At 72.7% G+C, this 18,403-nt stretch carries 17 protein-coding genes; 11 read left to right on the top strand and 6 right to left on the bottom strand.

Annotated elements, in window-relative coordinates:
* Nucleotides 1-5: 5 nt before the first annotated feature.
* Nucleotides 6-1,472 (bottom strand): helix-turn-helix transcriptional regulator, encoded by a 1,467-nt coding sequence (locus HNR68_RS23450; RefSeq protein ID WP_179723900.1) that lies wholly within the window; start codon nt 1,470-1,472, stop codon nt 6-8.
* Nucleotides 1,473-1,590: 118 nt separating this feature from the next.
* Between HNR68_RS23450 and aceA the strand changes: the two genes are divergently transcribed.
* Entirely contained in the window at nt 1,591-2,904 is a 1,314-nt protein-coding gene (gene aceA, locus HNR68_RS23445) for an isocitrate lyase (protein ID WP_179723899.1), read from the top strand.
* Between the two features lie 261 nt (nt 2,905-3,165).
* Complete coding sequence (locus HNR68_RS23440) at nt 3,166-3,726, top strand: Uma2 family endonuclease (RefSeq protein WP_179723898.1); 561 nt, start codon at nt 3,166-3,168, stop codon at nt 3,724-3,726.
* 10 nt (nt 3,727-3,736) lie between these two features.
* On the opposite strand, the gene HNR68_RS23435 is transcribed toward HNR68_RS23440, so the two are convergent.
* Complete coding sequence (locus HNR68_RS23435; protein ID WP_179723897.1) at nt 3,737-4,357, bottom strand: GNAT family N-acetyltransferase; 621 nt, start codon at nt 4,355-4,357, stop codon at nt 3,737-3,739.
* 589 nt (nt 4,358-4,946) lie between these two features.
* On the opposite strand from HNR68_RS23435, the gene HNR68_RS23430 reads away from it, so the two are divergent.
* Nucleotides 4,947-5,582 carry an MOSC domain-containing protein gene (locus HNR68_RS23430; RefSeq protein WP_343050357.1) on the top strand — a complete coding sequence of 212 codons (636 nt, stop codon included), beginning with the start codon at nt 4,947-4,949 and terminating at the stop codon, nt 5,580-5,582.
* Here the strand turns inward: HNR68_RS23430 and HNR68_RS23425 are convergent.
* The gene (locus HNR68_RS23425) at nt 5,557-6,561 is read right to left on the bottom strand and encodes a methyltransferase (protein WP_246330522.1); all 1,005 of its coding nucleotides are present in this window, start codon (nt 6,559-6,561) and stop codon (nt 5,557-5,559) included. The genes HNR68_RS23430 and HNR68_RS23425 overlap by 26 nt on opposite strands.
* A 1,250-nt stretch (nt 6,562-7,811) precedes the next feature.
* Between HNR68_RS23425 and HNR68_RS23420 the strand changes: the two genes are divergently transcribed.
* Complete coding sequence (locus HNR68_RS23420) at nt 7,812-8,252, top strand: NUDIX domain-containing protein (RefSeq protein ID WP_179723895.1); 441 nt, start codon at nt 7,812-7,814, stop codon at nt 8,250-8,252.
* Nucleotides 8,253-8,261: 9 nt separating this feature from the next.
* On the opposite strand, the gene HNR68_RS23415 is transcribed toward HNR68_RS23420, so the two are convergent.
* Nucleotides 8,262-8,849 carry an HD domain-containing protein gene (locus tag HNR68_RS23415; RefSeq protein ID WP_380573572.1) on the bottom strand — a complete coding sequence of 196 codons (588 nt, stop codon included), beginning with the start codon at nt 8,847-8,849 and terminating at the stop codon, nt 8,262-8,264.
* A gap of 174 nt (nt 8,850-9,023) precedes the next feature.
* On the opposite strand from HNR68_RS23415, the gene HNR68_RS23410 reads away from it, so the two are divergent.
* The 7 genes from HNR68_RS23410 to HNR68_RS23380 all read left to right on the top strand — a co-directional run bounded on the left by HNR68_RS23410 (nt 9,024) and on the right by HNR68_RS23380 (nt 15,157).
* Complete coding sequence (locus tag HNR68_RS23410) at nt 9,024-10,523, top strand: CoA-acylating methylmalonate-semialdehyde dehydrogenase (protein ID WP_179723894.1); 1,500 nt, start codon at nt 9,024-9,026, stop codon at nt 10,521-10,523.
* 90 nt (nt 10,524-10,613) lie between these two features.
* Nucleotides 10,614-11,783 (top strand): acyl-CoA dehydrogenase family protein, encoded by a 1,170-nt coding sequence (locus tag HNR68_RS23405; RefSeq protein ID WP_179723893.1) that lies wholly within the window; start codon nt 10,614-10,616, stop codon nt 11,781-11,783.
* Between the two features lie 107 nt (nt 11,784-11,890).
* Entirely contained in the window at nt 11,891-12,925 is a 1,035-nt protein-coding gene (locus tag HNR68_RS23400) for an enoyl-CoA hydratase/isomerase family protein (RefSeq protein WP_179723892.1), read from the top strand.
* Between the two features lie 49 nt (nt 12,926-12,974).
* A complete protein-coding gene (gene mmsB, locus HNR68_RS23395; RefSeq protein ID WP_179723891.1) occupies nt 12,975-13,862 on the top strand; it encodes a 3-hydroxyisobutyrate dehydrogenase in 888 nt (295 codons plus the stop codon).
* Nucleotides 13,863-14,070: 208 nt separating this feature from the next.
* The gene (locus tag HNR68_RS23390) at nt 14,071-14,310 is read left to right on the top strand and encodes a hypothetical protein (RefSeq protein WP_179723890.1); all 240 of its coding nucleotides are present in this window, start codon (nt 14,071-14,073) and stop codon (nt 14,308-14,310) included.
* A complete protein-coding gene (locus HNR68_RS23385) occupies nt 14,307-14,738 on the top strand; it encodes a ribonuclease domain-containing protein (protein ID WP_179723889.1) in 432 nt (143 codons plus the stop codon). Before HNR68_RS23390 ends, HNR68_RS23385 begins: the two co-directional genes overlap by 4 nt.
* Before the next feature lie 50 nt (nt 14,739-14,788).
* Nucleotides 14,789-15,157 carry a barstar family protein gene (locus tag HNR68_RS23380; RefSeq protein WP_343050356.1) on the top strand — a complete coding sequence of 123 codons (369 nt, stop codon included), beginning with the start codon at nt 14,789-14,791 and terminating at the stop codon, nt 15,155-15,157.
* A gap of 49 nt (nt 15,158-15,206) precedes the next feature.
* Here HNR68_RS23380 and HNR68_RS23375 read toward each other — a convergent pair whose 3' ends face one another.
* Nucleotides 15,207-15,983, bottom strand: a complete 777-nt coding sequence (locus HNR68_RS23375) for an enoyl-CoA hydratase family protein (protein WP_179723887.1) — start codon at nt 15,981-15,983, stop codon at nt 15,207-15,209.
* 64 nt (nt 15,984-16,047) lie between these two features.
* The gene (locus HNR68_RS23370) at nt 16,048-18,396 is read right to left on the bottom strand and encodes an ADP-ribosylglycohydrolase family protein (protein ID WP_218888405.1); all 2,349 of its coding nucleotides are present in this window, start codon (nt 18,394-18,396) and stop codon (nt 16,048-16,050) included.
* Between the last annotated feature and the right edge of the window lie 7 nt (nt 18,397-18,403).

The following is an 18,403-nucleotide window of genomic DNA, read 5'->3' as shown; positions in this document are numbered from 1 at the left end:
CGGGGTCAGTCCTGGTGCGCCTCCACGAACGCGTACACGTCGGCCTCGTCGACACCGGGGAAGGTGTCCGCGGGCAGCGCGGCGAGCACGTGCGAGTGCGCCCGCGCCGACGGCCACACCATGCCCTCCCACCGGCTGGCCAGGTCCGCCGGCGGGCGCTGGCAGCACTCGCCGTTGGGGCACCGGGACTTCGAGTGGTTGTTGGTGTCGCGCCCGCGGAACCAGCGCGACTCGGCGTAGGGGACGCCGAGGGTGATCGCGAAGTCGCGCCCGCGGCTGGGGTCGACGTGCGCGACGCACCAGTGGGTCGCCCCGGGCTTGTCGGTGTACTGGTAGTAGGTCGAGTAGCGGTCCGGGGAGGCGAAGACCTGGCGCCCCGCCCAGTACCGGCACATCCGCTGCCCCTCGATCGCGCCGGTCGGGTCGCTGGGGAACACCAGGCCGTCGTTCTCGTAGGCCTTGTAGATGATCCCGGTCTCGTCGTTGCGCACGAAGTGGCAGACCAGGTCCAGGTACTGGGTGGCCAGGTTGGTGAAGCGGTGCGCGGCCATCTCGTAGGACACCGAGAAGACGTCCCGCAGGTCCTCCACCGCGATGTCGCGCTCGGCCTTGGCCTCCTGCAGGAACGGCACCGCCGCCTGCTCGGGCACCAGGACGGCCGCGGCGAAGTAGTTCGCCTCGACGCGCTGCCGCAGGAAGTCCGCGAAGTCGCGGGGCTGGCTGTGGCCGAGGGTGAGGTGGCCGAGGGTCTGCAGCAGGATGGTGCGCGGGCTGTGCATGCCCAGTGACTCGCGGCGCAGGAAGATGCGGCGGTTCTTCAGGTCGGTGACGGAGCGGACCGAGCGGGGGAGGTCGTTGACGAACCGCAGCGCGTAGCCGAGGTGGGTGGCGATCGCCTGGATCTGCCCCTCCGACAGCGGCCCGCCGTGGTAGCCGATGTCGTTGAGGATGCCCGCGGCCGCCTTCTCGATCTCGGGGAAGTAGTTGCCGTGCTCGCGCATCATCCGGCGCAGCTCGGCGTTGGCCTTGCGTGCCTCCTCGGGCGTGGCGACCTGCTTGGTCTCCCGGCGCTTGAGCTCCTCGTAGAGCCCGAGCACGTGCTCCAGCGCCTCGGTGGGGACCCGCTTGCCGACCTTGAGCGGTGGCAGGCCCAGCCGCTGGTAGATCGGGTCGAGCTGCGCCCGCTCCACCGCGATCTCCAGCTCGGCGCGCCGGTTCGGCGGCTTCTTGGACAGCAGCTCGTCGACGGAGGTGCCCAGCGCCTCGGCCAGGGCGCGCAGCAGGGACAGCTTCGGCTCGCGGTGGCCGTTCTCCAGCAGCGACAGCTGCGAGGGGGCGCGACCGACACGTTCGCCCAGCTCGACGAGGGTGAGCCCGGCGGCGCGACGCAAGTGGCGCAGCCGCTGACCGAACACCAGGAGGTCGTGTTCCGTCGAAAAGTTGCGGTCTTCTTCCGAGGCGAACTCCGTCATGCCGTTGAGCTTAGCAGAAAAATCGCGAAAATTAACTGGGAAATCCGGTCGTGTTTCGCTGGACGTCGGGTGAAGCTTGGAACCAACAGGCCGCAGGAGAGCCCGGAAGGGGAACAAGATGAGCATCCGCGAGCAGGCGAAGCAGGCCGCTGAGGAACTGCAGCGCGACTGGGACACCAACCCGCGGTGGAAGGGCATCGAGCGCACCCACTCCGCCGAGACCGTGATCCGCCTCCGCGGCTCGGTTCGTGAGGAGCACACCCTCGCCCGGCAGGGCGCCGAGCGGCTCTGGAAGCTGCTGCACGAGACCGACTACATCAACGCCCTGGGCGCGCTGACCGGCAACCAGGCCGTCCAGCAGGTCCGCGCCGGCCTGCAGGCCATCTACCTGTCCGGCTGGCAGGTCGCCGCCGACGCCAACCTGGCGGGCGAGACCTACCCGGACCAGAGCCTCTACCCGGCCAACTCGGTTCCCGCGGTCGTGCGCCGCATCAACAACGCCCTCAAGCGCGCCGACCAGATCAACTGGTCCGAGGCCCTGGACCCGGAGGCGCCGGAGGGCGAGAGCCAGGACATCCACTGGATGGCGCCGATCGTCGCTGACGCCGAGGCCGGCTTCGGTGGTGTCCTCAACGCCTACGAGCTGATGAAGGCCATGATCGCCGCCGGTGCGGCGGGCGTGCACTGGGAGGACCAGCTGGCCTCCGAGAAGAAGTGCGGCCACCTGGGCGGCAAGGTTCTCATCCCGACCAGCCAGCACGTCAAGACGCTCAACGCCGCGCGCCTGGCCGCGGACGTCGCCGGCGTGCCGTCCCTGGTCATCGCCCGCACCGACGCGCAGGCCGCGACCCTGCTGACCAGCGACGTCGACGAGCGCGACCAGCAGTACACCACCGGTGAGCGCACGCCGGAGGGCTTCTACAAGGTCCGCAACGGCATCGAGCCGTGCATCACCCGTGCGCTGGCCTACGCGCCGCACGCGGACCTGATCTGGATGGAGACCTCCACGCCGGACCTGGAGGTGGCCCGCAAGTTCGCCGAGGCGGTCAAGGCCAAGTACCCGGACCAGATGCTGGCCTACAACTGCTCGCCGTCGTTCAACTGGAAGAAGAACCTGGACGACGCGACCATCGCCAAGTTCCAGCGCGAGCTGGGCCACATGGGCTACAAGTTCCAGTTCATCACGCTGGCCGGCTTCCACGCGCTGAACTACAGCATGTTCGACCTGGCCAAGGGCTACGCGGCGGACGGCATGACCTCCTACGTGGACCTGCAGGAGCGCGAGTTCGCCGCCGAGGCCGACGGCTACACCGCGACCCGCCACCAGCGCGAGGCGGGCACCGGGTACTTCGACCTCATCAGCACCGCGGTGAACCCGGACTCGTCGACCACGGCGCTGGCCGGCTCGACCGAGACCGCGCAGTTCCACTGACAGTGTGAGACCGTGGCCGGCCCTCCGGGGCCGGCCACCCGAGACGCACCAGCGGCCCTGTGGCGGGGTGTCGGAAAGATCGCGATGGTGCGAGTGGGCGGGAACCCTGGCGTCGGGTCCCGCCCACTTCTCGCGTTCGGGGGCTCTTCACGTCCCGTTCGAGTGATCATCGACGTCGGCTGCATCTGTGCGGCGGCCTCGCTCCTCTTCATGAGCGGGCCCCGGAAGACCGGGGCGGTGCACGAGTGGAGGGAGCACGCGATGTCGATCGACCTGGGCAGCCGTCGGTTCACGGTCCAGGACCTGGAGGCGTTCCCGGAGGACGGACGCCGCTACGAGCTCGTCGACGGCGAACTGCTGGTGAGCCCGGCGGTGGGGTGGCCGCACCAGGAAGCGCTCGGGGCGCTGTTCGTGCGCCTGCACCGGGCGAGCCCGCCCGAGTACCGGGTGCTCACCGCACCGTTCGCGGTGCGCCAGGACCTCTACACCGAGTTGCGGCCGGACCTCGTGGTCGCCCGCTACACCGACCTGACGCTGAAGGACCTGCCGGCGGCACCGGTGCTCGCGGTCGAGGTGGCCTCGCCGAGCAGCCGGTTGAACGACACCAGCCTGCGCAAGGCCGCCCACGCCAGGTTGGGCAGCCGGCACTTCTGGCTGGTGGACCCGGACCTGGAGGTCCCGTCGGTGACGGCGTGGGAACTGGTCGGGGGCAGCGACTACCAGCGGGTGGCGCGGGTGGTCGGTGACGAGCTGTTCGAGCCGCAGCGACCATTCCCGGTCCGCTTCGCCCCGGCGGACCTGGTGGCCGGGCTGCGCCCCTGACGCGCCCGCCTCAGGGGCGGGCGGGACGCCACATGCCGTAGACGGTCAGCCCGCCGGAGACCGGGAACTCGTGGATCACGCGGAAGCCGAACCGCTCGAAGTGCGCGACCCCGGCGTGCGTGGCGGTCTCCAGGTACACGGGTGTGTCGTGGGCGTCGGCGCGGGCGAGCCCGTTCGTCAGCAGCGCGCGGGCGAGTCCGCGCCCGCGCGCCCGGGGATCGGTGCCGAGGGCGAACAGGTGCCAGTGCGGTTCGTCCGGGCGGTGGTTCTCGCTGGCGGTGAACGCCTCGATCGCCCGCGCCGTGTCGGGGATCCGCCACCGGAACAGGGAGAGCAGCGCGGGCAGGTGCGCGATGCGGCGACCGAGCGGGGGTTCCTGCGCACCGGGCCGGTCCCACACCGCGGCAGCACGCGGCTGCTCGCCCAGAACCGCGATGTCGGCGGTCTGGTCCCGGGTCAGCAGGAGGGAGAACAGCTTGCGCAGCCGGGGTTCCCGGCGCGTCCGGTCGGGCAGCAGCGCGGCCATGCGGGGCTCGTCGTGGTAGGCGGTCCCGAGCAGGCCGGCGAGCGTCGAGAAGTCCCCGTCACCAGCGGGGTGGAGCACGAGGTCGTCGTGCGTGGTGGTCTGCATTGTTGTCCTCCCCCTGATCAGCACCTCGATTCCGTTATGCCGGAGGGAGAGGAGGAATGCAAAGCGTGCCGGGTCACCCGCCGTTGGCGCCCCGGGACGACGCGCTCGTCGACACAGAGCTCCACAGTGGACGGTGTGGGTGGAGGCGGGGGGAGTCGGCTCGTCGGGCGGACGCCGGACGCGTCTCGGGACCGTCGCGGAGACAGTGGGCCGTGGGCGCGGCGTCTCGTGCGTCCGGTCCCCGGCGCGGACGGGGCTCCTCGGCGCCCCGCTCGCTGCCGCCGGGCTGGACCGCGGCCGCCGCGCGCCGCGGAGGAGCGGAAGTCGTTGAGCGCGAGGCGAGTTCGCCTCCGAGCGTGGTCGACCGCGTGCGACGGGTGACCGGGGCCTGCGCCGCCGCCGGAGCTCGACCCGGCCGGTCACGCTGTCGGGAGGAGCGTCCGGTCCTCGGCGCGTGGAGGTGGTCTCGGGCACAGGTCGCTGCGTCGTCGCAGGTCGGCCGCTCGCGCGGACGGAGTGCGCGGAAAACGGGTTGGTGTGGCGCGCACGGCGCCACGTAGGTTCTCCGACCATGGGGATCGTCCAGTCGGTGAACGTTGCGGTCGTGCGCACCGAGGAGTGGACCGGGCGGGTCGGCCGCAGCGGGATCGACAAGCGGCCGGTGCAGCACCCGGTGCTGTTCGAGCGGTCCGGGGTGCGCGGGGACACGGTGTGCGACCGCGAGCACCACGGCGCGTGGTACCAGGCGGCGTACGCCTTCGACCGGGAAGAGCTCGAGCACTGGTCGCAGGTGCTGGGGCGGGAGCTGGTGCCGGGCAACGCGGGGGAGAACCTCACGCTGGTCGGCGTCGACAGCAGCTCGGCGGTCATCGGTGAGCGCTGGCGGATCGGCGGGGCGGTGCTCCGGGTGACCGGACCGCGCACGCCGTGCCGGGTCTTCGCCGGGTTCTGGGACGTTCCCTCCTTGGTGAAGCAGTTCAGCGCGCACGGCCGCACCGGCGCCTACCTCGCGGTGGAGGAGCCGGGCGAGATCGCGGCGGGGGACACCGTCGAGGTGCTGTCCCGGCCCGAGCACGGGGTGCAGGTGGCTGAGGTGTTCGCGGTGTCGATGAACCGGGGTGACGGACTGCTCGAGCACGTCGAGCGCGGGCTGGCCGACCTGCCGGAGGAGTGGCGCGCGTCGCTGGCCGCCAAGCTGGCTAGTGCGCGGAGCGGCACTCGATGATGGCGTAGCCGTTGTCCAGGGGGGTGAAGTCCTCGACGGACAGCCCGGCGGTGGCCGCGACCTGCTGGGTCCGGTCGAGGTCGCGCATCCGGCCGCCGACGTAGACCATCATCCGCAGGTCCATCTCGGTGAACGTGGCCATCTGGTCGACGTCGGGCAGCAGTTCGACGATCAGCACCCGCCCACCGGGTTCCAGCGCCCGGCCGCAGTGCCGCAGGATCCGGGCGGCGTCCTCGTCGTCCCAGTCGCCGAGCACGTCGCAGAGGATGATCGCGTCGGCCGTGACGGGCAGTGGTTCGAACAGGCTCGCCGTCACCACCCCGGCGCGGTCCAGCACCCCCTGCTCCTGCAGGTACGCGGTGGCGTTGCGGGCCGGACCGACCAGGTCGACCAGGACGCCGCGCAGCCCCGGCTGCTGGCGGAGGATGGTCGCGAGCAGCACGCCCTTGCCGCCTTCGACGTCGGCGATCCGGCGGTAGCCGGTCCAGTCGTGCGCGGTCGCGACCAGCGGGGCGATGCCGTGCGTCTTGGTCTCCATCACGGTCTCGTAGGAGTCCGACAGCTGCGGGTTGTGCGCCAGGTCCTCCCAGAAGGACCGGCCGAACGCGGCCGGGTAGGCGGGATGGTGCCCGCGCACCTGCTCGATGAGCTCGACGAACGCGAGGTCGGCGCGGCCGATCGCGCCGTCGAGGTCCAGCCAGGGGCGCGGCCCGTCGAGCACGTCGCTGCGCAGGGCGTTGGAGGCCTCGTTGGGGCCGAAGACGTCGGGTTCCGGTTCGGTGAACATGCCGTGGTGCACCAGGAACCGCAGCACCCGCCCCAGCGGATCGGGCACGGCCCGGCAGCGGTGCGCGATCTCGGCGAGCGGGACGGGGCCGTCCTTCACCACGTCGGGCACTCGCAAGGTGGCCGCGGTCCGAACCGCGAACGGGGTGGCCAGGTCGGCCATCGCCCAGATGTCCGGTGACTCGGAGGCCATGCGTTGCAGGGTAAGCCCGCCACGCCCAATCAGCGCGCCACAACAGCTGTGCTTTGTGGACTCCGAGCCTCCACCCCGCTCGTGGGCTCCGAGCCCCCACCCCGGTCCGATCCGGTCACCGAGGCCGGCCCCGCGCCCCGCACCCACCGCGCACCACCACCTCGACCCGGCCGAACCGCGCCGCGACACGAGGTCGTGAGTGCACAGACCGGCTGCAGGCGGCCTAGGCACTCACGACCCGGCCCGGAACGGGAGCTCCCGCTGATCAGGGCACCGAGTCGTCCTGGCTGATCCCGGAAGGTCGTCCTGGCTGATCGCGAAGGCGGTCCCGACGACCCCCGTGTGCGACGGCTGACCTGCCCACGCCCCAGCGGCGCCACGCTCTCGACGGTGTCGGCGACCGAGGCGCGCGAGGGGTCGTGAGTGCGCAAGCCGGTTGCAGGCGGCTTGAGCACTCACGACCCCCGTGCCCCAGTCAGGAGTCGCTGATCACGGCACCGGATGTGCTCGAGCGCTGGCCCGGGTCGTGGCTTGCCCCGGCTCGGCGACGGTCTCGCATCCGGTGACTGACCACGACGGGCGACACGGCGAGAGGCACGGCCTCGGCCGGGCGGCGGGCCGGGCCAGGCTAGGCCCACCGCGGTCGCGGTGCGCCGTGGCGAGGGGTCGTGAGTGCGCAAGCCGGTTGGAGGCGGCTTGAGCACTCACGACCCCCGTGCCCCGAGTGGGAGCTGCTGATCAAGGCACTGGGGGACTCGGACGCTCGCCCGGGCTTCGCCCGCCGTCTCGTGGTGGCCTCCTCGGATGCGGGGGTTGGCCACTCGGTGCGCGTCGGCGGGGCTATCGCGGTCGGGTTGCGTCGTGGCGAGGGGTCGTGAGTGCGTGAGCCGGTTGGAGGCGGTTCACGCACTCACGACCCCGGCGGGGGTGGCAGGGCTCGACCGCGGCTCGCGGAATCGCGACGCCGCGAACCCGGTTCGCCGATCGGCCTGCCTACGGCTGCTGTGGGAGATCGGGTGGGGGCCGTGGCGGGGCCTGTGCTGCGGTGCCGATGTCGCGTCGAGGCGTCCTCCAGGAAGAGCTGGTCGTGCCTGCTCTGGTGGCGGCGAGGTTTGGTGCGCTGTGGCGGGGCTGGTCGTGCCTGCTCTCGTGGCGACGGGGTTCGCCGCGCTGCGGTGGGGCGGGTCGCGCTGCGGCGGAACGGTTCAGTCCGCTGCGGTACCGTGGGCGAAAGCTCGGGAGGACTCCGCATGCACGTGGCCGACATGGCCGCCCTGGCCCGCCAGGACACCGCCGACGGCGTGGAACAGCAGATCGTCGCAGCGCTCATCGACGTCGGCGGGCGGGTCCTGCTGGTGCGCCGGTGCGCGGGTGACTCCCGCGGCGGCGAGTGGGAGTTCCCCGGCGGCAAGGTCGACCCCGGTGAGGACCTGCGCACCGCGCTCACCCGGGAGGTGCGGGAGGAGACCGGCCTGCGCGTCACCCGGGTCGGCCGGTACCTGGGCTCCTTCGACTACACCACCCGGAGCGGCCGCTACCACCGCCAGCACACCTTCACGGTGGTCGTCGAGCCGGCCGGTGAGGTGCACCTGACCGAGCACGACGCGCACGCCTGGGTCACGACCGCCGACGAGGTCCGGCTCGGCCCCGAGCTCGCGCCGATCCTCGACACCTACCTCACCGCCCGCTGAGGCCCGGCTTCAGGCCCCGCGCCAGGTCAGCGGGGACGCGTTGATGGCCGCCTCGGCGATGCGCTGCGCGGTCGCGGTCTTGAGCTCGGCGCGGGCGGAGTCGATCCAGGCGTCGACCCGCTGGACGCCGATGTCGCGGTACTCCACCGCCTGCAGCAGCATCTCCAGCCGGTCGGCGTCCTTGGCGCACAGCGCCTCGGTGGTCTCCCGCGTCTCGTACTCGTCGACCGCGCCACGGATCATCTCCCGCGACCGCTCCGGCAGCTCCGCGGTCTGGTCCGCGGTGATCTGCCGCGGATCGGGCTTGGTCAGGTAGCCGTTGGTGGTGTGCGGGAGGTCCCCGGTGCGGGTCTCCTGGCTGTCGTGCCACAGCCCGAGCAGCGCAGCCCGGGCCGGGTCCGCGCCCTCCTCGGCGGCGAGGACCGCGGCCAGCTGCGCGACCCGCGTGCTGTGCTCGGCCACCGACTCGGGGTCGCGCACGCCCGCGTGCCACCAGCCGGCGCGGCGGATGCGCTTGAGCACCCCGAGCTCGTACCCGAAGGCTGCGAGCGGCGCGGCGTCTTCCGGCACGGTGTGCCCTCCGTTCTCCAGCCCCACTGGACCGATCCTGCCTGGTCCGCCGGCTGCAGGTGGCGGCGTCCTACCACCTTCGGGCCAAAGTGTGATGCTCGCCACCCTGTTGCGCGCGGTCGACTTCCAGGAAAGATTGGTGTACCAAAGGTTTGACTTCCGAGTAATGACCGGCCGGTTCGGCGGAAGGTGCGGAGCGAGATGACCAACGAGCTGGAGCACTTCATCGGCGGCAAGCGCGTCGCGGGGACGTCAGGCTCCTTCGGTGACGTGTTCGACCCCAACACCGGGCAGGTGCAGGCCCGGGTCCCGCTGGCCTCGGCGGAGGAGGTCGCGGCGGCGGTCGACAACGCCGCCGAGGAGCAACCGGCCTGGGCCGCGCAGAACCCGCAGAAGCGGGCGCGGGTGCTCATGCGGTTCCTGCAGCTGGTCAACGACGAGATGGACTCGCTCGCCCGGCTGCTGGCCTCCGAGCACGGCAAGACCGTCGCCGACGCCAAGGGCGACATCCAGCGCGGCCTCGAGGTCGTCGAGTTCGCCGTCGGCATCCCGCACCTGCTCAAGGGCGAGTACAGCGAGAGCGTCGGCACCGGCATCGACGTGTACTCGCTGCGCCAGCCGCTGGGCGTGGTCGCCGGCATCACGCCGTTCAACTTCCCGGCGATGATCCCGCTGTGGAAGGCCGCACCGGCCATCGCCTGCGGCAACGCCTTCGTGCTCAAGCCCTCCGAGCGGGACCCCTCCGTGCCGCTGCGGCTGGCCGAGCTGTTCATCGAGGCGGGGCTGCCGCCGGGGATCTTCAACGTGGTCAACGGCGACAAGACCGCGGTGGACGCCATCCTCACCGAGCCGCGCATCCAGGCGGTCGGGTTCGTCGGCTCCTCGGCGATCGCGGAGTACATCTACGCGACCGCGGCCGCCCACGGGAAGCGCGCGCAGTGCTTCGGCGGCGCCAAGAACCACCTGATCGTGATGCCCGACGCGGACCTCGACCAGGCCGCCGACGCGCTCGTCGGCGCCGGCTACGGCTCGGCGGGGGAGCGGTGCATGGCCATCTCGGTGGCCGTGCCGGTCGGTGAGGCCACCGCGAACGCGCTGGTCGAGAAGCTGGTCGAGCGGGTGAACCGGCTCAAGATCGGCACCAGCTTCGACGAGGACGCCGACTTCGGCCCGCTGGTCACCGCGCAGGCCCGGCAGCGGGTCCTGGACCTCATCGGCACGGGTGTCGAGGAGGGCGCGCAGCTGCTGGTCGACGGGCGCGACTTCACGCTCGCCGGGCACGAGGACGGCTTCTTCCTCGGTGCCTCGCTGTTCGACCACGTCACCCCGGAGATGCGGATCTACCGCGAGGAGATCTTCGGGCCGGTGCTGTCGGTGGTGCGCGCCGCCGACTACGACGAGGCGGTGCGGCTGCCCAGCGAGCACGAGTACGGCAACGGCGTGGCGATCTTCACCCGGGACGGCGACGCGGCCCGTGAGTTCGTCTCCCGCGTCAACACCGGCATGGTCGGCGTGAACGTGCCGATCCCGGTGCCCATCGCCTACCACACCTTCGGTGGCTGGAAGCGCTCCGGCTTCGGCGACCTCAACCAGCACGGCCCGGACTCGATCCGCTTCTACACCAAGACCAAGACGGTCACCTCGCGCTGGCCCTCCGGGCTGAAGGAGGGCGCCAGCTTCACCATCCCGACCATGCACTGACACCGGGCGGTCGGCGGCGCCCCGTGCGGGGCGCCGCCAGCGCCGCAGGTGGCGGTCTCGGGGGAGACCGCCGAACGCGAAGGAGAGGACGTGTCCGTTGCAGCGGTAGCCGGCCCGGTGTCGCCGTTCGAGCTCACCGACGACCAGCGCGCGATCCGGGACACCGCGCGGGAGTTCGCCGCCGAGCAGCTCGCCCCGCACGCCGTCGAGTGGGACCAGGCCAAGCACTTCCCGGTGGAGACGTTGCGGCTGGCCGGGGAGCTCGGCATGGGCGGGGTCTACGTCGACGAGTCCGTCGGCGGCAGCGGTCTCAGCCGCTTCGACTCGGTGCTCATCTTCGAGGCGCTGGCCAGCGGCGACCCGTCGATCGCCGCCTACATCTCCATCCACAACATGTGCGCGGGCATGATCGACCGCTTCGGCACCGACGAGCAGCGCGCCCGCTGGCTGCCGCGGCTGTGCTCGATGGAGCACCTGGCCAGCTACTGCCTCACCGAGCCGGGTGCCGGTTCGGACGCGGCCGGGTTGCAGACCCGCGCGGTCCGCGACGGTGACGACTACGTGCTCACCGGCGTCAAGCAGTTCATCTCCGGCGGGGGCTCCTCGGACGTCTACGTGGTGATGGCCCGCACCGGCGAGGAGGGGCCGAAGGGCGTCTCCACGTTCGTGGTCGAGCGCGATTCGCCGGGGCTGTCGTTCGGGGCGAACGAGAAGAAGATGGGCTGGAACGCCCAGCCCACCCGGCAGGTGGTCTTCGACGGCGTCCGGGTGCCCGCCGACCAGCGGCTCGGCGAGGAGGGCATCGGCTTCCGCATCGCGATGACCGGTCTGGACGGGGGACGGCTCAGCATCGGCGCGTGCTCGTTGGGCGGGGCGCAGACCGCGCTCGACAAGAGCCTCGGCTACGTGCGGGAACGCACCCAGTTCGGCGCCAAGATCAGCGACTTCCAGGCGCTGCGGTTCAAGCTCGCCGACATGGCCACCGAGCTGGAGGCCGCCCGGCTGCTGCTGTGGCGGGCGGCCTGCGCGCTGGACGCCGGCGACCCGATGGCCACCCGGTTCTGCGCGATGGCCAAGCGGCTGGCCACCGACACCGGGTTCGCGGTGGCCAACGAGGCACTTCAGATCCACGGTGGTTACGGCTACCTTGCCGAGTACGGCTTGGAGAAGATCGTCCGCGACCTGCGGGTGCATCAGATCCTGGAAGGCACCAACGAGATCATGCGCCTGATCGTCTCCCGGAGCCTGCTGGACGGCTGAGCCGCGAGGCCCGGGACACGGTCCGGTGCACCGGCGCGGTCCGGTGGTCCGCGAGGCCCCGGTGGGGGCGCGGAGGGCCGCGCGCACGAGACACCTGGAGTTGCTTCATGACGGAACCCGAGGTCCTGGTCCGCGAACAGGGCTCGCTCGGACGGATCACGCTCAACCGCCCCAAGGCGCTCAACTCGCTGACGCTGGGGATGGTGCGGGCGATGTCCGAGGCCATCGAGCAGTGGCGCACCGCGGAGCACATCACCGCGGTCCTGATCGACGGGGCGGGGGAGCGCGGGCTGTGCGCGGGCGGTGACGTCCGCGCGCTGCACGACGCGGCCAAGGCCGGTGACGAGTCGCTGCCCGCCGCCTTCTGGACCGAGGAGTACCGGCTCAACTCCGCGCTCTCCCGCTACCCGAAGCCGGTGGTGGGGGTCATGGACGGCATCTGCATGGGCGGCGGCGTCGGCATCACCGCGCACGGGTCGCACCGGGTGGTCACCGAGCGCTCCAAGGTCGGCATGCCGGAGGTCGGCATCGGGTTCATCCCGGACGTCGGCGGCACCTACCTGCTCTCCCGCGCGCCCGGCGAGCTCGGCACGCACCTGGCGCTGACCGGCGCCCCGGTCGGCGGGGCCGACGCGGTGCTCTGCGGCATGGCGGACCACTACGTGCCGAGCGCGAACCTGCCCGAGCTGGTCGACGCGCTCTCCAGCGGAGCGGTCGACGAGGTGCTGCGCAAGTACGCCGAGCCCGCCCCGGAGGCGCCGCTGGCCGCGGAGCGGGAGTGGATCGACGCGGCCTACTCGGCGGACACCGTCGAGGAGGTCCTGCGGCGCCTGCGCGAGCGGCCGGAGGACGCGGCCCGCCAGGCCGCCGAGACGATCGAGCAGAAGTCGCCGACCTCGCTGAAGGTCACGCTCAAGGCGCTGCGCAGCGGCTACTCCTCCCTGGAGGAGGCGCTGGCGCAGGAGTACCGGCTGGCCATGGCGTGCGTGCGGATCGGGGACTTCGTCGAGGGGGTGCGGGCGACCCTCGTCGACAAGGACCGCAACCCGCGGTGGTCGCCCGCGACGCTGTCCGAGGTGGACGACGCGCGGGTGGCGGAGTTCTTCGCGCCGACCGCGGACGAGCCGGAGCTCTTCGGCTGACCCCGAGTCGGCCGCGGACGGGATCATCCAGCGCAGAAAGGTTGTGACAATGGCTGTCATCGGTTTCATCGGGCTGGGCCACATGGGCGGTCCGATGTCGGCGAACCTCGTCGGGGCCGGGCACACCGTGCAGGGCTACGACCTGATCCCGGCTGCGCTGGAGGCCGCCGCCCGGCGTGGCGTGACCACCGTGGGGTCGGTGGCCGAGGCGGTCACCGGCGCCGAGGCGGTGATCACCATGCTGCCCAGCGGCAAGCACGTGCTGGAGTGCTACGACGAGGTGCTGGCCGCGGCCGAACCCGGCGCCCTGCTGATCGATTCGTCCACTGTGGACGTGGCGGACGCGCGGGAGGCGCACGAGCGGGCGGAGAAGGCCGGCTTCGGGTCCATCGACGCTCCGGTGTCCGGCGGCACGGCCGGCGCCGAGGCGGGCACGCTGACGTTCATGGTGGGCGGCTCGGAGGAGGACTTCCGCCGCGCCGAACCGCTGCTGGAACCGATGGCGCGCAAGGTGGTCCACTGCGGCGGGCCCGGCAACGGGCAGGTCACCAAGATGTGCAACAACCTCATCCTGGGGGCCTCCATGGTGGCGGTGAGCGAGGCCTTCGTGCTCGGCGAGCGGCTCGGCCTGTCGCACCAGGCGCTGTACGACGTCGCGTCGATCTCCACCGGCCAGTGCTGGGCGCTGACCACGAACTGCCCGGTGCCGGACCTGGTGGAGACCAGCCGCGCCAACCACGACTACGAGCCCGGGTTCGCCGCCTCGCTCATGCTCAAGGACCTGCGGCTGGCCAGCTCGGCGGCCGAGCAGAGCGGCACCGACATCCAGATCGGCCGGCTGGCCACCGAGCTCTACCGCCGGTTCACCGAGGAGGGCGGCGGCGACCTCGACTTCGGCGCGATCATCAAGTCCATCCGCGAGCACTCCGGCGCCTGAGCGCACGGCCGCGCACGACGACCCCCGGTGGCCTGGCGCCACCGGGGGTCTGCCGCGTACTGACCCCCGTCGACGCCGTCCCCCGGTCGGGTGGGCTGGCGCGCGGCGCGGGGTGGTGCGTGCCGGGGCCCCGAGCGGGCGCGCAGCGCCGCTCGGCAGGGGCGGGGCGGCGCAACGCGCCACCGGACCGGGCGTACCCTGGCGCCTTGTGTTGGAGTGGCTTGTCGAGTGGTACGACGGCGTCGAGCTGTGGCTCGTGCAGTTGCCCTACCCACTGCAGGTGACGCTCGTGTTCGCCGTGTTGCTGCCGCTGTGCTGGGGCCTGGCCCGCGTGATCGACCGGGGGATCGACGGTCTCGGAGCGAAGCTGACCCGGGTGCGTGACGCCGAGCCCCCGGTCGGCCGCCGCGACGGCGGACCCGCCCGGCGCCGGAAGGAGACGGCGTGAGCTCGCGCAAGCGCATCTCGACGGCGCTGGTCGGGCTCATCGCTCTCGTCGTCATCGGCTGGTTCGTCCGCGACTACGCCACCCCCGACACCCTGCCGACCGGCAGCCGGCCGGCCGCTGCGGTGCCCGGCGCCGAGTCCGGTCTGCCGATCGAGCGGCTCTCCACGCTCCCGCCGGAGGTCGGCCGGACGTGGGAGCTGATCCAGCGCGGTGGTCCGTTCCCGTACCCGGACAAGGACGGCTCGGTCTTCGGCAACCGCGAGGGCGTCCTGCCCGAGGCGGACCCGGGCTACTACCACGAGTACACCGTTCCGACCCCGGGTTCCCGCGATCGCGGGGCCCGACGGCTGGTCACCGGCGACCGGTCTGAGCTTTACTACACCAGCGATCACTACGAGACGTTCGTGGTTGTCGACACCACGGGTTGAGTGCCATGTTTGCTACGAGATGGGCCAGCAGGGTGCGGAAGGAGCAGCCGGTGAGCGAGGTGGAACGCCACTCCGCCGACATCACGGCTCGCGAGGCCGTCCGGGAAGCTGAGCAGCGCGGTGCGACCGTGCACGTCCTCGACGGTCATGAGCTGGTCAACAAGCGCACGACGCTGGACGGCATCGCGGCCGTGCTGAACTTCCCGGAGTGGGCCGGGCGCAACCTCGACGCCCTCTACGACTGCCTGACCGACCTGTCCTGGCTCGACGAGGGCGAGCACGTGCTGGTCTGGTCCGGGTCGCAGGCCCTGGCCGAGCACGACCCCAAGGCCTTCAACAAGATCAACGCCGTGCTGCGCGACGCGGCGGAGCGCCCGGTCTGCGGGCGCACCTTCACCTCGGTCCTGACCAAGGACTGACCGGGCCGCGCCCGCCGCTGCCAGCTGCCACGGCGGGCGGGCCCCTGAGTCACTTCAGGGCGTCCGGGACCCAGGACGGCTTGCGCTTCTCGGCGAAGGCCCGCATGCCCTCCTGGCCCTCCTCGCCCGCGAAGTGCTCGGCGGACAGCTCGAGCATCTGCCCGAACGCCTCGTCCATCGCCGCCGGGCGTCGGGCGGTGAGCATCTCCTTGGTCGCCGCCAGGGCCTTCGGGCCGCCCAGGGCGAGCATGTCGGTGTAGCGCTTGACCTCCGCGTCCAGCTGCTCGGCGGGCACCGCCGAGTTGACCAGGCCGATCTCGGCGGCGCGCCGGGCGTCGAAGGTCTCGCCGGTGAGGAACAGCTCGTGCGCCTGGCGGGCGGCCAGCCGGGGCAGCACGGTCACCGAGATCACCGCGGGCACCACGCCGATGCGGACCTCGGAGAAGGCGAACGTGGCGGTGTCCACCGCGACGGCGATGTCGCAGGCCGCGACGATGCCCACCCCGCCGGCGCGGGCCGGGCCGGCCAGCTTGGCCACGACCGGCTTCGGGCTGGTCCAGATCTGCTCCAGGATCGCCGGGAACTCCTGCACGCCCTGGCTCTCGGCGTCAGCCGAGCGCGACTCCTTGAGGTCCATCCCGGCGCAGAACACCGGCCCGGTGTGGTCCAGGACGACCACGCGCACCGCGTCGTCGGCGACCGCGGTCGCCAGGTGCTCGCGCAGCTCCTCGCGCAGCTGGGCGGAGAGCGCGTTGCGGTTGTGCGGTGAGTCCAGGGTGAGCGTGGCGACGCCGTCGGCCACGCCGAGGTGCACGAGTTCTTCCATGGCAGGCACGTTAACCGCGCCGGCCACGGCCGGGCCAGTGATCCAGGTCTCGCGCGGCCGGCCGTCAGGTGGGCGGGTAGCGGTCGCCCCAGGCCGGTGGGCGGGGACCGAACTCCAGGACCGCGTCGTGCGCGAGGCGTTCGATCACGTCGTGCAGCTCCAGGTCGTCCGTCCAGCGCTCCGGGATGCGCCGCGCCCCGGCGACCGCGCCGACGAGGCTGCCGCAGACCGCGCCGGTCGTCGCGCTGCCGCCGGAGTGGTTCACCGCCACCGGCAGCGCGGTGTCGAGGTCGCCGTCGCCGACCAGCGCCGCGTGCAGTCCGATGGCCAGCGACTCCGCCGCGGTCGCCCCGGTGCCGAGGGCGCGTTCGAGGTCCGTCGGTGCCACCCGGCCGGCGCGGGCCAGCCGCACCGCCGCACCGATCCGCCGGGTGACCTCCTCGTGCCCGGAGCGCCCGGAGAGCTGGTCCAGCACCTCCTCCACGGCGCCGGCCAGGGCTTCCCCGGCGAGCAGCCGCGACACCAGGAACGCCAGCGCCCCCGTGCTCAGCCGGGCCGTCGGGTGGCCGTGGGTGAGCACTGCGGTGCGCATCCCGATGTCGAACACCTCGGCCGGGTCGCTGCTCCACAGGGCCACCGGCACCGCCCGGACGAGCGCGCTGCTGCCCGCCGAGTCGCTGGCCGGTCGCTCCGGGGTGCCCATCGGCTGCTGGCCCTTGGCGAAGGCGATCAGCGTGCGCATCATCGTCCGGCCCGGGTTGCGGGTCTGGAACAGCGCCCGCTGCTGGACCAGCCACCCGTCCGGTTCCGGGGCGGTGCCCAGGAACTCGCCCGCCGCGCGCGGCCAGCTCAGGTGCTGGGTGTGCAGCCAGCGCTGGTAGGCGTGCTGGACGTGCCGCGTCGGGTCGGTGGTGCCTGCGGTGCGGCGGCTGACGCTGGCGCGGATCGTGCCCTCGAGCGTGAACAGCAGCAGCTGGGTGTCGCTGCCGAGGCGCCCGGAGGGGTGGCCGGCGGGGACGTAGTCGGTCAGGCCGTCGGCCCCGTGCCGGGCGCGGATCTCCTCCCAGCTGTCGCCGGCCACCGGGATGCCGAGGGCCTCGCCGATCGCGCAGCCCAGCACCGCGCCCAGGAACCGGTCGCGCGAGGCCGCCAGCCGGGGGACCGCGGTCAGCCCGGTCCGGTAGTCCGCAGTGGACGGTGTCGTCCCGGTGGCCTCGGTGGTCGGGTAGCGGCGCTCCCAGTCGTCGGACTCGTCCGGGTAGGGCCCGAACTCGGTCGCCGCGTCGGTGGCGATCCGCTCCACCAGCGGCGTGATCGGCAGCGCGTCGCGCAGCTCGGCCGGGATGGCGGTCGGGCCGTGCCGCGCGCCGAGCAGCTGCCCGCACAGCACCGCGGCGCTCGCGGTGTCCCCGCTGTGGTCGCTCGCCGCGCGCACGGCCGTGCCGAAGTCGTCCTCGCACGCCACGGCCACCCGCACCGCGACCGCCAGCGCGGCCAGCCCGCTGCGGCCGGGTTGCATCGCGTCGAGGTGATCCGGACCGGGGTGGGCACCGGCGGGGCTGATGCGGCCGAGCCGCAGCGCGTGCCCGAGGGTGGCGCGGGCCGACTGCCAACTGGCGATCCCCTGGCGCAGCGACGCCTCCAGCGGGTGCCCGCGCAGCAGCCACAGCACCGAGGTGCCGAGCACGCTGGCCGGGGTGTGGCCGTGGACGTGCCCGTGGGTGAGGGCGGCGAAGTCACCGCCCAGCGCGAACACCGTGCCCGGGTCGCCCGACCACAGGGCCGCGAGCGCGCCCAGCGGCACGGCGGTGGCGGAGTCGGAGCTGGTGATCGGGTGCTTCCGCGTCCCGGCCGGCTGCCCGGCGGCGACGCGGGACAGCGCGGAGAGCATCGTCGGCTCGTCGACGCGCGAGGAGTGCAGCGCCCGTTCCCGGACCAGCCAGCCGTTCGGGTGGGCGATCTCGGTGCCGCAGTCCGCCCACGGGACGCCCCGGGTGTGCATCCAGCGCCGCAGGCCGCCGAGCGCGAAGGCGACCGGGTCGCCGTCGCCCGACGCGCGCGCCCGGGTGTGCGCGCGGATCAGGCCCTCCAGCGCGAAGAGCAGGGCGCTGGTGCGCTGCCCGACCTCGCCGAGGGCGACGAACTCGCCCACCGCGCCGCCCAGCAGCATGCCCAGCACCCGTCCGGGCGCGTCCGGGATCGGACCGCTGCGGTCGGCCAACCCCGTGGCGGGCACCGGCGGTGATCCACCGCTGAGCCGGTGCCGCAGCGCGGTGGCCCACAGCGGCTGGGTGGCGGGGCGTTCCCGCCACCGCCGCCAGGTCTCCAGCAGCCGCTGCTCCACCGGGTCGCGGCGGTCCGCCGTGCGGGCCGCGCGCCACGCGGCCAGCAGCGCCCGCTCCGAGTCGTCCAACCGGGAT

Source organism: Saccharopolyspora hordei (assembly GCF_013410345.1).
Taxonomy (GTDB): domain Bacteria; phylum Actinomycetota; class Actinomycetes; order Mycobacteriales; family Pseudonocardiaceae; genus Saccharopolyspora; species Saccharopolyspora hordei.
The sequence above is the reverse complement of the archived record's forward strand: the minus strand, read 5'-3'. Positions and strand labels throughout refer to the sequence as shown.

Coding starts and splice junctions, on each gene's coding strand:
- HNR68_RS23400 (WP_179723892.1), top strand. CDS start 11,891: ATGACGGAACCCGAGGTCCTGGTCCGCGAACAGGGCTCGCTCGGACGG.
- HNR68_RS23425 (WP_246330522.1), bottom strand. CDS start 6,561: ATGGCCTCCGAGTCACCGGACATCTGGGCGATGGCCGACCTGGCCACC.
- HNR68_RS23440 (WP_179723898.1), top strand. CDS start 3,166: ATGTCGATCGACCTGGGCAGCCGTCGGTTCACGGTCCAGGACCTGGAG.
- aceA (WP_179723899.1), top strand. CDS start 1,591: ATGAGCATCCGCGAGCAGGCGAAGCAGGCCGCTGAGGAACTGCAGCGC.
- HNR68_RS23420 (WP_179723895.1), top strand. CDS start 7,812: ATGCACGTGGCCGACATGGCCGCCCTGGCCCGCCAGGACACCGCCGAC.
- HNR68_RS23435 (WP_179723897.1), bottom strand. CDS start 4,357: ATGCAGACCACCACGCACGACGACCTCGTGCTCCACCCCGCTGGTGAC.
- HNR68_RS23410 (WP_179723894.1), top strand. CDS start 9,024: ATGACCAACGAGCTGGAGCACTTCATCGGCGGCAAGCGCGTCGCGGGG.
- HNR68_RS23450 (WP_179723900.1), bottom strand. CDS start 1,472: ATGACGGAGTTCGCCTCGGAAGAAGACCGCAACTTTTCGACGGAACAC.
- mmsB (WP_179723891.1), top strand. CDS start 12,975: ATGGCTGTCATCGGTTTCATCGGGCTGGGCCACATGGGCGGTCCGATG.
- HNR68_RS23375 (WP_179723887.1), bottom strand. CDS start 15,983: ATGGAAGAACTCGTGCACCTCGGCGTGGCCGACGGCGTCGCCACGCTC.